The sequence below is a fragment of the Duganella sp. 1411 genome, assembly GCF_017833525.1.
Taxonomy (GTDB): Bacteria; Pseudomonadota; Gammaproteobacteria; order Burkholderiales; family Burkholderiaceae_D; genus Rugamonas.
Window position 1 is genome coordinate 2,632,339 of the sequence record NZ_JAFICD010000001.1, and the last position, 14,310, is coordinate 2,646,648.

Below are 14,310 nucleotides of genomic sequence, written 5' to 3' on the forward strand. Positions count from 1 at the left end.
TTTTAAAACCAAGGGAGCGCGCTGGTCGTCTCCAGCGGCAATTCCCATTTGGGGTCGTAGTCGATTTTGGCCAGGTACAGGCCGTCCGGCATGAAGGTCGGCGCCGCGGCGTGGCGGTCCTTGGTTTCCAGCAGTTGGCCCAGCCATTCGGGCTTTTCGCGCCCGGTGCCGATGTAGACCAGCGAGCCGACCAGGTTGCGCACCATGTGGTGCAGGAAGGCATTGGCGGTGATGGTGAACACCACCAGCTCGCCGACGCGCTTGATCTGGATGTCGTGCATCAGCTTGACCGGCGACTTGGCCTGGCATTGCGCGGCGCGAAAGGCGGTGAAGTCGTGCCAGCCGATCAGCGGCGCGACCGCTTGTCGCATCAGCTCGACGTCGAGCGGGCGGAAGCAGAAGCCGGCGCGGCCTTCCAGCAGCGGCGAGCGGGTCGGATTGTTGTACAGCACGTAATGATAGGTGCGGGCGCGGGCGCTGAAGCGGGCGTGGAAGAAGTCGTCGACGGTGGGGTCGCCGGGCAGTTCCTTGGCCCAGCGCACGGCGATCGACGGCGGCAGGAAGGCGTTGACGCCGCGCACCCAGGAATGGGCGTCGCGCGTCAGGTCGGTGTCGAAGTGGACCACTTGTTCGAGCGCGTGCACGCCGGTGTCGGTGCGGCCGGCGCAGGTGGTGGCCAGGCGCACCGTGGCGAATTTCTCCAGCGCCTGTTCCAGCTTGTCCTGGACCGTGTGGCCGTCTTCCTGTTTCTGGTAGCCGTGCCAGGCGGTGCCGTCGTACTGGACGCCGATTGCTATCCGTTTCAATTGCTGCCCGATGTGATGTTTGAGGCTGGCATTATATCGGACAACGCCAACACCTATCCCAGCTGCGCCTTCATCGCGTTGGCCTTGGCGATCTGGTCGTCGCTGCCGCCGCGCAGCACTTCGTCCAGCAACTCGCGCGCGCCTTCCTTGTCGCCGATTTCCTGATAGGCGATCGCCAGGTCGAGCTTGGTGTCCATTTCCATGTGGTGCGCCGACATGGTGTCGTCGCGCGGCGCCGGTTCGGCAGTGCCCGCGCCGCCCAAGCCATTATCCAGATCGAGGTTGATGTCCGACAGGTCGAACTCGCGCGCCGGCGCCGGCGCGGCCGTGATCGATTCCGCGTCCTCCGGCAATTCCAGGGCGGCATCGAAATCCATCGCCTTCGGCTCGGCTTTCGGCGGCTCGGTAAGGGCCGGCACCTCCGGAATATCGAAGCCCATGATGTCCATGTCCAATGGATCGGTGCCCGCCGCCGGTGTCCGCTGCGCCGCTTCGGCCGGCAGATCGAGGCTGAAGTCCATGCTCGGATCATCGGCCGGCGCTGGCGTTGCCGCCGCCGGTTTCGCCGGCGCGTCGAAGGCCAGGTCGAACGGATCGTCGGCCGCCGCTTCCGGCTCCGGCGCCGGCATTTCGATCGGCGCCTTGCTGCTGGCGACCGGCTCGAAACTCATGTCGCCCAGGTCGAAGTCCATCAGGTTGTCCGATTCGGCGGCCACCGAGGCCGGCGATATCGATGCGTCGGCCGGTTGCGGCAAGGCCGTCTCCAGATCGCCACCGAAGTCCATGCCGGCACCGTCGTCGCGCGCAGGCGCGGCGGCCGGCGCCGCATCGAAGCCCAGATCGAGGTCGAGGCCGGCGGGGCCAGGCGCGGCGGCGGGCCGCTCGGCGCCGAAATCGTCGCCGGTGCCGAAATCGTTGCCGAAGTCCGTGGCCGAATACGCCGAGGCGGCGGCGGCTGCTGCGGCAGCGCCGGCCGCCACCGGCACCGCTGAGGCCGCGGCCGCTACTCCGGCCCCGGCACCGTCATGCGCCGGCGAGTACAGCGGGTTGGTCGGATCGAGGGACTGGCCCATGGCGGCCGCCTGCGCCCACTCCTCGCCGTGGCCGCGCGTCATCGCGTACAGCTCGGAAGCCTGGCTCTCGAAGCCGCTGGCGTCCTTGCGGGTGGCGTAGATTTCCAGCAGCTTCAGCCGCACGGGATAGCGTTCGGGATGGGTGCGCAGCGCTTCCTTGAGGATGTCCTCGGCCTGGGCATCGCGGCCGTAGGCGATGTAGACGTCGGCTTCGGCCACCGGATCGACTTCGTTGGTGTCGAGCTGGCTGGCCGATGGCGCGAAGTTGGAATTGAACACGCTGTTGCTGGTGTCAACATTCTGGGCGCCGGCCTCGGTGATGAAAGGCTGTATCGGCGTGGTCGGGTCGGGCGGCATGACGATCTCGCCCGGCACGACGACGAATTTCTTGCGGCGGCGCGCGACGATGATGCCGTAGACCAGCGCCAGCAACGCGGCGGCGGCCAGGCCGACCAGTTGCAGGTTGTCCATCATCACTTCGTACCAGCTCGGCTCGACGGGCTTCCTCGGCGGCACCGCCAGCGAGCGCTTCGGCTTGGGCGGCGCGGCCTGCCCGGCGGCCGGCGCCGGGGTGGGCGCAGAGGCCGCGGGCGCCGCTGCGGCGGGCTTTTCAGCGGCCGTCTTGCTCTTCACCGCCATCAACTTTTCAAGGTCGTTGACGTTCTTTTCCAGTTCCTTGACGCGCGCGGCGGCTTCGTCGACCTGCTTTTGCTTGGCGATGCTTTCTTCGGCCGCCAGCCCCGTCTTGCCCTCGGCCGGCGCGGTGGCGGTCGATTTGGACAAGGTCAGCTTGTCCTTGGCCTCGTTGACGGCGTTCGGTTTTTCCTCGACCTTGGCGGTGATCTTGCCCTTGACGTTCTGGGTCGTCTCCGCTTCCTTGGCCGGCGTGCTGCTGGCCACCTGGCCGGCCAGCCGGGCGCGGTAGGCATTGAAATCGACCGCGTGCGCGACGACCACGCCGCGCGCCTCGCCCTCGGGCGCGATGGAACGGATCGCGCCGGAATCCGGCACCTTGAGGATCTGGCCGGACTTCAACCGGTTCATGTTATTGCCGGAAAACGCCTCCGGATTGGCGCGGTACAGCGCCACCAGCATCATGTCCAGCGAAATGTCGCCCGGCTTGACCTGGTTGGCGATGCGGGTCAGGGTGTCGCCTTTTTTGACGGTGTACTGCTCGGCCGATTTCTTGGCCGGCTGCTGCCTGGCGGGCGCGGCCGAAGCGGCCGGCGCGGAGGGCGCCGGCGCGGCGGCGACCGGCGCATTCGGCGCCGTCGCGGCCGGCGCGGCGGCCTGGCGACCCAGATCGACCGGCGCGGCCACTTGCGGCGACTGCGCCGCGCGCATGTCCGGCGGGTCGAGCAGGAAGGTGTATTCGCGCACCATGCGCCCGCCGTTCCACTTCAGCTCGAGCAGCATGTCGACGAACGGCTCGTTGACGGGCTGGCTCGACGAGACGCGGATCAGCTGGCGGCCGCCGCGCTGCTCGACCTCGAAGCGCAGCGACATCAGCGCCGGGTTGAAGTCGATATTGGCGGTGCGGAAGGCGTCGGCCGACGCCAGCTGCGCGACCAGGCCGCTGGCCTCGTCGGCGCTGACGGCCGTCAGTTCGATTTCCGCCCGCAACGGCTGGCCCAGCGACGACAGGACGGTCAGCTTGCCGAGCCCGGCAGCGTTTGCGGCGGCGGACAACAACACCGCACTGGCGACCGCGCCGGTTAGTGTTTTCAACGCGAACGAAACGATGCGGGAGCGATTGGGTACGGGCATAGTGGGCGGCGGTAGATTGTCAGAGGGAAAATGTTACTTTCCCGGATATACCAACATATCATCATGCACATGAGCATGCAAGCTTTGCGCGCCGTTTCTCAAGTGATACATGAGGAGTTGTCAGCTCTGTGCCTAATTTAAACCAAAAAAAGGGGTTTTCCCTATGAAAGCACACAGAGAAAACCCCTTTTTTTCCAACACAGCGGCGGCCGCGTGGTGATGGGGTCGTACCCGGCGGGTACGACCCCGCTTGGCCGCGCGGGTTTGCTTACTTGTCCAGCACGATGCGCAGCATGCGGCGCAGCGGTTCGGCCGCGCCCCACAGCAGCTGGTCGCCGACGGTGAACGCGGACAGGTAATCGTCGCCCATGCTCATCTTGCGCAGGCGGCCGACCGGGATCGTCAGGCTGCCGGTGGCGGCGGCCGGCGACAGGTCCTTGACCGACGCTTCACGCGTGTTCGGCACCACTTTGACCCACTGGTTGTTGGCGGCGATGATGTCGTGGATCTCGTCGATCGGCACGTCCTTCTTCAGCTTGATGGTCAGCGCCTGCGAATGGCTGCGCATGGCGCCGATGCGCACGCACAGGCCGTCGACCGGAATCGCTCGGCCGGCGCCCCGGTTGGAGCCGAAGTCGGCGCCCAGGCCGAGGATCTTGTTGGTTTCGGCGCCGCCCTTCCACTCTTCCTTCGACTGGCCGTTGCCCAGGTCCTTGTCGATCCAAGGGATCAGGTTGCCGGCCAGCGGCGCGCCGAACTGCTTGGTCTCTTCGGCGCTCAGGCCGTGCTGGGTGGCCAGCACCTGGCGGTCGATCTCCAGGATGGCCGAGGCCGGATCATCCAGCAGCGCCTTGACCGACGAGTTGATCGTGCCGAACTGGGTCAGCAACTCGCGCATGTGCTGGGCGCCGCCGCCCGAGGCCGCCTGGTACGTCATCGACGTCATCCACTCGACCAGGTTGTGCTGGAACAGGCCGCCCAGGCCCATCAGCATGCACGACACGGTGCAATTGCCGCCGATGTAGTTCTTCACGCCCTTGCCCAGCGCGTCCTTGATGACGTGCAGGTTGACCGGGTCCAGCACGATGACGGCGTCCTTCTCCATGCGCAGGGTCGACGCGGCGTCGATCCAGTAGCCGTTCCAGCCGGCCGCGCGCAGTTTCGGGAACACCTCGGTGGTGTAGTCGCCGCCCTGGCACGAGATGATGATCTCGCACTTTTTCAGTTCGTCGATGTCGGTCGCGCTTTTCAGTTTGGTTTCATTCTTCGCCATCTTCGGGGCGTCGCCGCCCGGGTTCGACGTCGTGAAAAACACCGGTTCGATGTGGGCGAAATCGCCCTCTTCCTGCATGCGCTGCATCAGGACCGAACCGACCATACCGCGCCAACCTACCAAGCCTACGAGTTTCATTTTGCTCTTCCTTGTCTTGAGTTTTTTTATGCCAGTGCCTTGACGACCGCGTTGCCCATCTCCTCGGTGCCCACCTTGGTGGTGCCCGGTTCGAAGATGTCGCCGGTGCGCAGGCCCTGCGCCAGCACGCTCTTGACGGCGGTCTCGATGCGGTCGGCCTGCTCGGTCTTGTCGAAGGTGTAGCGCAGCATCATCGCCGCCGACAGGATGGTCGCCAGCGGATTGGCGATGCCCTTGCCGGCGATGTCGGGCGCCGAACCGTGCGACGGCTCGTACAGGCCCTTGTTGTTGGCGTCGAGCGAGGCCGACGGCAACATGCCGATCGAGCCGGTCAGCATGGCCGCGCAATCGCTGAGGATGTCGCCGAACATATTGCCGGTGACGATGACGTCGAACTTCTTCGGCGCGCGCACCAGTTGCATGGCGGCGTTGTCGACATACATGTGCTCGAGCGCGACGTCCGGGTATTCCTTGTGGACGTCGGTGACGATGTCCTTCCAGAACTGGAACGTCTCCAGCACGTTGGCCTTGTCGACGCTGGTCAGGCGCTTGTCGCGCTTTTGCGCGGCCTGGAACGCCACGTGGGCGATGCGGCGGATCTCGCCTTCGGCGTAGCGCATGGTGTCGAAACCTTCGCGCTGGCCTTTGAACGGGCCGTCCGGGCACTCGCGCACGCCGCGCGGCTGGCCGAAGTAGATGTCGCCGGTCAGTTCGCGCACGATCAGGATGTCGAGGCCGGACACGACTTCAGGCTTCAAGGTCGAGGCGCCCGCCAGTTCCGGATACAAAATCGCCGGACGCAGGTTGCCGAACAGGCCCAGCTGCTTGCGCAGGCCGAGGATGGCTTGTTCCGGGCGCAGCGCGCGTTCCAAGGTGTCGTACTGGTAGTCGCCGACGGCGCCGAACAGCACCGCGTCGGCCGCCTTGGCCAGCGCCAAGGTGCCTTCCGGCAGCGGATGGCCGTGGGCGGCGTAGCCGGCGCCGCCGACGGGGGCGGTCTCCAGCTCGAACGATTCGCCCAGCACATTGAGGACCTTGACGGCTTGGGCGATGATTTCCGGGCCGATACCGTCGCCCGGGAGGATTGCGATTTTCATGTGAGTTTTCGAGATTAGATGACGTTAGCCAACCAGGGTTGGTTTGCCAGATGGCGCTCTTCGAAGCCGCGGATGGCGTCGGCGTGGCGCAGGGTCAGGCCGATATCGTCGAGTCCGTTCATCAGGCAGTATTTGCGGAAGGCGTCGATCTCGAAGGGATAGGAGATGCTGCCATTGCTGGTGGAAATGCGCTGCTGCTCAAGGTCGACCACCAGACGGTAACCGGGGAAGGCCTTGACTTCGTTGAACAGATGATCGATCTGCGTTTCACTCAAAACGATGGGCAGCAAGCCGCTCTTGTAACAATTGTTGAAGAAGATGTCGGCGAACGACGGCGCGATGATGGCGCGGAAGCCGTACTGGTCGAGCGCCCACGGCGCGTGTTCGCGCGACGAGCCGCAGCCGAAGTTCTTGCGGGTCAGCAGGATCGAGGCGCCCTGGTAGCGCGGCTCGTTGAGCACGAACTCCGGGTTCAGCGGACGCTTGCTGTTGTCCATGCCGGGTTCGCCGTGGTCGAGGTAGCGCCACTCGTCGAACAGGTTGGGGCCGAAGCCGGTGCGATGGATGGACTTCAGGAATTGCTTCGGAATGATGGCGTCGGTGTCGACGTTGGCGCGGTCGAGCGGGGCCACCAGGCCTTCGTATATCGTAAATTTATCCATGATCTCGTTCGGGTTGTGCGACGGCGGACCGTCGCGGCCCGCCGTTCTGCGGATTATTTTTTGGTCGAAGCGCCTTCCAGCGACTCACCGACTTTTTTGACGTCCTTGCCGAAGCCGTTGACTGTGTTGCAGCCGGTCAGGATCAGCGCAAGGAAGGACAGTGATACGGACAGGGCGAATAGTTTTTTCATGTTGGACTCTCGTCTGGACAGTTATTTTTATATCTCACCGGATTCGCGGATCACGCGAAACCCGTAAAGCTGGGGTCGTACGGGGACGCCGAGTCCCGGTCGGGTACGACCCCGACCGGCAGGTCGGGTTACTTCAGCGCAGCGCGCGCACGTCGACGAAGTGGCCGGCGATACCGGCGGCGGCGGCCATCGCGGGCGACACCAGATGGGTGCGTCCGCCCTGGCCTTGGCGTCCTTCGAAATTACGGTTGGAGGTCGAGGCGCAGCGCTCGCCCGGTTCCAGGCGGTCGGCGTTCATCGCCAGGCACATCGAGCAGCCCGGCTCGCGCCACTCGAAACCGGCGTCCTTGAAGATGCGGTCCAGGCCCTCGCGCTCGGCCTGGTCCTTGACCAGCCCCGAGCCCGGCACCACCAGCGCCAGCTTGACGTTGGAGGCGCGCTGCTTGCCGCGCACCACGGCGGCGGCGGCGCGCAAGTCCTCGATGCGCGAGTTGGTGCACGAACCGATGAACACCTTGTCGATGCGGATGTCCTCGATTGCCGTGTTCGGCTTGAGGTTCATGTAGACCAGCGCCTTTTCCATCGCGTCGCGCTTGACGCTGTCCTTTTCCTGGTCCGGATCGGGCACGCGGCCGTCGATCGAGGTCACCATCTCCGGCGACGTGCCCCAGGTCACCTGCGGCTTGATGTCGGCGGCGTCGAGCGTGACGACCAGGTCGAAGCGGGCGCCGGCGTCCGAATGCAAGGTGCGCCAGTAATCGACCGCGCGGTCCCAGTGCGGGCCGACGGGCGAGAACGGCCGGCCCTTGACGTAGTTGATGGTGGTATCGTCGACGCCGATGATGCCGGCGCGCGCGCCCGCCTCGATCGCCATGTTACAGACGGTCATGCGGCCTTCCATCGACAGCGCGCGGATGGTCGAGCCGCCGAACTCGATACAGTAGCCGGTGCCGCCGGCGGTGCCGATCTTACCGATGATGGCCAGCACGACGTCCTTGGCGGTGACGCCGGCCGGCAGCGCGCCGTCGACCTGCACCAGCATCGCCTTGGATTTTTTCTGCAGCAGCGTTTGGGTGGCCAGCACGTGCTCGACCTCGGAGGTGCCGATGCCGTGCGCCAGCGCGCCGAACGCGCCGTGGGTCGACGTGTGCGAGTCGCCGCAGACGACCGTCATGCCCGGCAGGGTGGCGCCCTGCTCCGGCCCGATCACGTGGACGATGCCCTGGCGCTTGTCGTTCATGTTGAAATAGGTCAGGCCGTAGGACTTGGCGTTCTTGTCCAAGGTTTCGACCTGCAGGCGCGAGACCGGGTCGGCGATGCCGTCGGCGCGCGAGGTGGTCGGCACGTTGTGGTCGGCCACGGCCAGGTTGGCCGACAGGCGCCACGGCTGGCGGTTGGCGGCGCGCAGGCCGTCGAAGGCCTGCGGGCTGGTGACTTCGTGCACCAGGTGGCGGTCGATGTAGAGGATGGTCGTGCCGTCTTCCTCGGCCTTGACCACGTGCGATTCCCAGAGTTTGTCGTAAAGCGTCTTCATCATGTTGTGTGCTGACTGCTGCTGCCTGTGTGAGTGATCCACTTCGATTATGCCATATTGTGCAATGCGATAGCGGGCGCCGCCGCCGGGCCTCGTGAGCCGACGCGGTTCCGCCTATCGATACACTTTTTATGACTCCTATTAGAAAATTGTTGCATTCAACCCGCACAACGCAAAAGGGGTCGTACCCTTGGGGGTACGACCCCGCGACGGATCGCCGTGCGGGGTACTAAAAACGAACAAAAAAAAAGCCTGCGTGGACGCAGGCTTTCGTGTTGTTGGCTCAATCTTTCGACTAGGCCGCCATGCGTACACTTCCCCTGCATCCGTCCATCAGGAACGATAGGCCCACCACTAGCACCAGTTCGCCCTCGGCCGAGCGCGCGGTGCCGGTGATGCCCTCGACGCTGATCGCGGTCATCGGCTTGATCACCAGGTCGGCCGTGCCGTCGACCGCTTCCACGGCCAGAATATACGGCTGTGGCGCGGCGACAACAATGCCCACCTTCTCGCGGCAGCTCTCGTAGCCCAGCGCATCGGCCAGCGACCGCACCGGCAGCGGCCGGCCCTGGTCCTTGAGGACCGGGGCGCCGCCCACTTCCATGAACACCTCCGGCAGCTCGACCACGCGCTGCACCACGGCCATCGGCAGCGCCAGCGCGGCGCCCGAGGTCGAAACCAGCATGGTCGGCACGATCGACAGCTCGATCGGCAGACGGATGGCGAACTTGGTGCCCTTGCCCAGCTGCGACTCGATGTGGATGGCGCCGCGGTTCTTCTCCACGGCGGTCTTCACCACGTCCATGCCGACCCCGCGGCCGGACACGCTCGAGGCCACTTCCTTGGTCGAGAACCCCGGCAGGAACACCAGCTGGAAGCACTCGTCGTTGGTCAGGTTGGCCGACTCGCTGATCAAGCCTTTTTGCTGCGCCTTGGTGCGCAGCATCACCGGATCCATGCCCTTGCCGTCGTCCTGCAGCACGATCATCACGCTGTTGGCCTCCTGCCACGCCTTGAGCGAGATGAACGACTTGGCCGGCTTGCCCGCCGCCAGCCGGTCTTCCGGCGATTCGACGCCATGGTCCAGCGAGTTGCGCAGCATGTGCACCAGCGGATCGTACAGGCTGTCGACGACCACGCGGTCGACCTCGGTCTCGGCGCCCTCGATGGTCAGTTCGACGTCCTTGCCCAGGTCCTTGGCCAGCTCGCGCACCAGGCGCGGGAACTTTTGGAACAGGCGGCCGACCGGCTGCATGCGCGTCGCCAGGGTGGCGCGCTGCAGTTCGGTCGAATAGCGCGACGCCCGCTCCAGCGTCTCGGCCAAGGTGGCCATCAAGGTCTGGGCCTGGCCCTCGAACTTGAACTGCAACAGGCGCTCGAGCAGCACGGCGGCCTGGTTGGCGGCCTGCACCGATTCGCCCGCCACTTCCAGCAAGGCATCCAGTTTAACAGCATCGACGCGGATCGACTCTTCTTTGGCCGGGGCCGCATGCGGACGCTCCTCGCGTTTCTCGGGCGCGTCGCGCTTGACGGGGGCGGCGACGGCGCCGGCGGCGGGCGCGGCGGCCGGCGCGGCGACCGCAGCGGCCGGGGCCGCGGCGGCGACCGGGGCGGCGGCGGCCGGACGCGTATAGCTGCCGGCCGGCATCACGGCTTCATACATGCCTTCCCAGTCGAGGCCGTCCTCGGACGTGATCGACACGGGCGCGGACGCCACCGGGGCGGCGGCCGCCGGGGCCGCTGCCGGCGCCGGGGCGGCGGCGGGGGCCGGCGCGGCGGCCGATGCGCCGGTCTTGCCCTCGATGGCGTCGGTCAGGATCAGTTCCAGGTCCTTCGGCATCGGCGCCAGGCTGTGCGGCTCGGCGCCGTTGTTCAGTTCGGCGAGCTGGTCGGCCACGAAGCCGGACGCCTGCAGCGCCGCCTCGATCGCGATCGGCGTCACCGGCGCGGCGCCGGTGCGCAGCGCGTCGAACAGGTTCTCGGTCAGGTGGCAGGCCGCCACCATCGCCGGCAGGCCCATGAAGCCGGCGCCGCCCTTGATGGTATGGAAGGAGCGGAACACCGCATTCAGCGTCTCTTTGTTGTCGGGGTCGCGTTCGAGCCGCAGCAAGTGCTCTTCAACGTTGACCGCCAGATCCATCGCCTCGACGACGAAATCCTTGAGCATATCGTCCATTAGAATCCCAGGTCAGCAAGCAGGTCGTCGACATTGTCCTGGTTCAGCGCCACGGCCGGAGCCGAGGGGCCGGACATCAGGGACACTTCTTTTTGCGCGATTTTCTCGCGTACCGCCGGCGGCGCGTTGTCGCGCAGCAGTTCCGCCAGTTCGTGCTCCACCGTCTTGGTGATGTTCACCACTTTCTTGATCAGCTGGCCGGTGATGTCCTGGAAGTCCTGGGCCATCATGATTTCGAGCAGACGGGCCTTTTCGGCCTCGGTGGCGGCCGACACGGCCACCGCGAAGGCCTGCGAGTCGCCGGCGAGCTGCTTGAACTGGTCCAGGCTGAGCTTGCCCGCGAACAGGTCGGCCCAGCGGGTTTCCATTTCCTTCGACTTTTTCGACAGCGTGTCCTGCTCGGGCATGCCCTCGTCGAGCGTGTTGAGCACCTTGTTGGCGGCCTGCTCGGTGAGCGTGGCGACGTATTCCAAGCGGTCCTGGGCGTCGTTGATCTGCGACGAGGCCTCGGTCAGCGCCTTGTCGTAGCCCAGCTCGCGCAGCGAATCGTGCAGCAGGCGCACGATGCCGCCCAGGCGCTCGAACATCGGCTTGTCGCCGCCCTCCTCGGCCTCGCCGCCGTCGGCGGCGGGCGCGGGCGCGGCGGCCACCGGGGCCGGCGCGGGCGCCGCAGCGGCGTCGGCCGGCCGGGCCGACGACACCTCGTCGAACAGGCTTTCCAGGTCGTCTTCGGCGGCGGCGGGTGCGGGGGCAGGCGCTGGAGCGGGCGCTGCGGTCTTGCTCTGAGCGGACACTTCTTCAAATAATGCGTCGAAATCATCAGCGGCGTTGGTCATAATCCCTGCTTCTCCATAATTTGTAAAATTGCTGCCCTCAACTTTGCGCTAGTGATGACGCTCGGCAATAAAAAGCACTTATGCGAGTGTAGCAGGGCATCGTCGAAATATTCAATCCCGGCGTCGGCTCGCCTGCCTTGTTCCCCGTCTCAAAGCCCAGTTTCGTTGTATTTGGGGATACTATCACCGGATGGAACGCCAAAGTACGGGTCGTGGCACGAAAGTAATGCCCATGTGCAAAAAAAACCGCCGGGCAACTGTGAACAAGTGTTACAGCGGCCCGGGCGGCGCCCATAAAGCGCTTTTATTTGATAAACATCAAGTCTTTCCATCCTAGCAATAGTGTAATTCGCGACTACAATAGCGGATAGGCCGCGTTGAAAAAGGAGGCTCGCCATGTACCGTAAAATCCTGATCACCACCGACGGCTCCGCCGTGTCGAGCAAGACCGCCTGCGCCGGCGTGGCGCTGGCCGAACAGCTCGGCGCCGAGGTGCTGGCCGTGTTCGTCGCGCCCGAATACCAGTACCCGATCTACGTCGAGATCATCCCGCCGAGCTATCCCAGCGAGGACGAATACCGCGCCGCCATGCTGCGCGCCGGCCGCGAGCACACCAAGGACGTGGTCGAATCGTGCGCCCGCCGCAACGTCCGTTGCGAGGCGTTGACAACGTTTTCGGAGAGCGCCGCGCTGAAGATCGTCGATGTGGCGGAAAGCAACGCTTGCGACTTGATCTTCATGGGCTCGCACGGGCGCAGCGGCTGGGGCCAGCTGCTGCTGGGCAGCGTGACCAACAAGGTGTTGTCGCACTCGCGCATCCCGGTGCTGGTGCACCGCTTGATCAAAGAGCCGGACCACAAATAAAATACGGTCCCCGCGCTTTCTATAGTAAGATAACAAGGTTAATTCAAACGCAACAGTATTTTCTTTAGGTCACTTGAGATAGCCCCTTTATGATTCGAATAGTCATTGCGGACGACCACACCATCATGCGCGAAGGTCTCAAGCGCATCCTCGACGGCGCCCCCGACATCGACATCGTGGGCGAGGCGATCGACGGCTTCGAAGTGCTCGGCCACGTGCGCCAGGGCGGCTTCGACCTGCTGCTGCTGGACCTGTCGATGCCCGGGCGCAGCGGCGTCGACCTGATCCGCCAGATCAAGGCCGAGGCGCCCAAGCTCGCCATCCTGATCCTCACCATGCACGAGGAGGAGCAGTACGCGGTGCGCGCCATCCGCGCCGGCGCCCAGGGCTACCTGACCAAGGAGAGCGCCGGCACCCAGCTGGTCGGCGCGATCCGCAAGGTCGCCTCCGGCCGGCCCTACATCAGCACCGAGGTGGCCGAGCAACTGGCGCTCAACATCATGATGCCCAACGAAAGCCTGTTGCATAAACAGCTGTCGGACCGCGAATTCGAAGTGTTTTCGTTATTGGTCGCAGGCAAATCGATCACCGAGATCGCCAACAGCCTGCACCTGAGCGTCAAGACCGTCAGCACGCACAAAACCCGCATCATGCAGAAAATGGGCATGAACTCGCTGTCGGAAATGGTCCAATATGCCGTGGCGCATCGTTTGTTATCCCCGTTCAAAACCTGACCGGCGCCCGGGCCAGTAGGAGTCCTCCTACAACCGTGCGCTGACGCCTACTCCCATATTCAGCCATTGCTGATATCTATCTCCTCCCTCTGTTGGCATACTGAAACCACACGATTGATGCTGCAAGGCTACATGCCAAGCAGCGAGATGCCGCAAGGCACATTTGCTTTATAAAATGTCATGCAGTCAACCGTTCCCGGCCTAACGTATAGCTTTACCTGATCAGGAGATCAACATGCTGTCAACGCAAACGTCTGAAATTCGCCCAGTCACCACCGCGACGGTGCAATCCTCTTCGATGGAAGCAGGCCGTCAGCGTCAGGGGCGGCTCTGGTCGAACCTGAAGGAGGTCTGCGACCTGCTGCACATTCCGGCCGCCGTCTCGGTCGCCACCGAGGAGCTGCTGTTCCAGCACGTGCAGTTCAAGACGGGCCAGCGCATCCACACGATCGGCCAGCCGTTCGACACGCTGTACATCGTCAACTCCGGTTTCCTCAAGACCGTGCTGATCGACGAGTTCGGCAACGAGCAGGTGCTCAGCTTCCCGATGAAGGGCGACATGCTCGGCGTCGACGGCATCCACACCCGCCACTACTCGTCGGAGGCGGTGGCGCTGTCCGATTGCGACCTGATCCTGCTGCCGTTCAAGAAGCTCACCGCCCTCGGCCGCGTGCACCTGGAGCTGGAAAACATGATGTACGGCGTCATGAGCCGCGAGCTGGTGCGCGAACAGGCGATGATCGGCATGCTGGGCGCGCTCAGCGCCGAGGCCCGCGTGGCGCGCTTCCTGGTGTCGCTGGCGGACCGTTTCGCACAGATGGGCTACTCGAGCAAACTGTTCAACCTGCGCATGACGCGCCACGAGATCGGCAGCTACCTGGGCCTGACCCTGGAGACGGTCAGCCGCACCTTGTCGGCCTTCAACGAAATCGGCCTCATCAGCGTGGACCAGCGCACCATCGGCATCAAGGACCCGGAGGCGCTCAAGACCTTGCGGCGCCTGCCGCCGTCGCGCACCCGCGCCAAACAGCTGGCCGCGGCCAAGAGCAAGGCGGGCGAGGCCGGCGAGGCGGTCACGCCGGGCCAGCTGCTGGCCACGCTGTAAGCCGACCCGGGCAATCAACCCAGCCTTGGGCCCGGCCTCCCCGCCGGGCCTTTT

Annotated in this window: 12 protein-coding genes; 3 read left to right on the forward strand and 9 right to left on the reverse strand. The window is 65.0% G+C overall.

Features of this window, described 5'->3' with window-relative positions; genetic code table 11:
• Positions 1 to 2: 2 nt before the first annotated feature.
• The 9 genes from truA to JOD97_RS11055 all read right to left on the reverse strand — a co-directional run bounded on the left by truA (position 3) and on the right by JOD97_RS11055 (position 11,553).
• Positions 3 to 806, reverse strand: a complete 804-nt coding sequence (truA, locus tag JOD97_RS11015) for a tRNA pseudouridine(38-40) synthase TruA (RefSeq protein WP_209716518.1) — start codon at positions 804 to 806, stop codon at positions 3 to 5.
• A gap of 53 nt (positions 807 to 859) precedes the next feature.
• The gene (locus JOD97_RS11020) at positions 860 to 3,646 is read right to left on the reverse strand and encodes a FimV/HubP family polar landmark protein (RefSeq protein WP_209716521.1); all 2,787 of its coding nucleotides are present in this window, start codon (positions 3,644 to 3,646) and stop codon (positions 860 to 862) included.
• Positions 3,647 to 3,914: 268 nt separating this feature from the next.
• Positions 3,915 to 5,057: an aspartate-semialdehyde dehydrogenase gene (gene asd, locus JOD97_RS11025; RefSeq protein WP_209716524.1), complete on the reverse strand. Its 1,143-nt coding sequence runs from the start codon at positions 5,055 to 5,057 to the stop codon at positions 3,915 to 3,917.
• A gap of 26 nt (positions 5,058 to 5,083) precedes the next feature.
• Positions 5,084 to 6,154, reverse strand: coding sequence for a 3-isopropylmalate dehydrogenase (leuB, locus tag JOD97_RS11030; protein WP_209716526.1), 1,071 nt, complete (start codon positions 6,152 to 6,154; stop codon positions 5,084 to 5,086).
• Positions 6,155 to 6,168: 14 nt separating this feature from the next.
• Positions 6,169 to 6,816 (reverse strand): 3-isopropylmalate dehydratase small subunit, encoded by a 648-nt coding sequence (gene leuD / locus JOD97_RS11035; protein ID WP_209716529.1) that lies wholly within the window; start codon positions 6,814 to 6,816, stop codon positions 6,169 to 6,171.
• A 53-nt stretch (positions 6,817 to 6,869) separates the two neighbouring features.
• Positions 6,870 to 7,007, reverse strand: a complete 138-nt coding sequence (locus JOD97_RS11040) for an entericidin A/B family lipoprotein (RefSeq protein ID WP_209716532.1) — start codon at positions 7,005 to 7,007, stop codon at positions 6,870 to 6,872.
• A gap of 133 nt (positions 7,008 to 7,140) precedes the next feature.
• The gene (leuC, locus tag JOD97_RS11045) at positions 7,141 to 8,544 is read right to left on the reverse strand and encodes a 3-isopropylmalate dehydratase large subunit (protein WP_209716534.1); all 1,404 of its coding nucleotides are present in this window, start codon (positions 8,542 to 8,544) and stop codon (positions 7,141 to 7,143) included.
• Between the two features lie 292 nt (positions 8,545 to 8,836).
• The gene (locus tag JOD97_RS11050; RefSeq protein WP_209716537.1) at positions 8,837 to 10,717 is read right to left on the reverse strand and encodes a chemotaxis protein CheA; all 1,881 of its coding nucleotides are present in this window, start codon (positions 10,715 to 10,717) and stop codon (positions 8,837 to 8,839) included.
• Complete coding sequence (locus tag JOD97_RS11055; RefSeq protein WP_209716540.1) at positions 10,717 to 11,553, reverse strand: protein phosphatase CheZ; 837 nt, start codon at positions 11,551 to 11,553, stop codon at positions 10,717 to 10,719. Before JOD97_RS11055 ends, JOD97_RS11050 begins: the two co-directional genes overlap by 1 nt.
• Before the next feature lie 396 nt (positions 11,554 to 11,949).
• Here JOD97_RS11055 and JOD97_RS11060 point away from each other — a divergent pair, with 396 nt between their 5' ends.
• The 3 genes from JOD97_RS11060 (at position 11,950) to JOD97_RS11070 (ending at position 14,256) form a co-directional block, all read left to right on the forward strand.
• On the forward strand, positions 11,950 to 12,417 hold the full coding sequence (locus JOD97_RS11060) for a universal stress protein (RefSeq protein ID WP_209716543.1): 468 nt from the start codon (positions 11,950 to 11,952) through the stop codon (positions 12,415 to 12,417).
• A gap of 89 nt (positions 12,418 to 12,506) precedes the next feature.
• The gene (locus tag JOD97_RS11065; RefSeq protein ID WP_090314830.1) at positions 12,507 to 13,151 is read left to right on the forward strand and encodes a response regulator transcription factor; all 645 of its coding nucleotides are present in this window, start codon (positions 12,507 to 12,509) and stop codon (positions 13,149 to 13,151) included.
• Between the two features lie 298 nt (positions 13,152 to 13,449).
• Positions 13,450 to 14,256, forward strand: a complete 807-nt coding sequence (locus JOD97_RS11070) for a Crp/Fnr family transcriptional regulator (protein WP_209717470.1) — start codon at positions 13,450 to 13,452, stop codon at positions 14,254 to 14,256.
• Positions 14,257 to 14,310 lie beyond the last annotated feature (54 nt).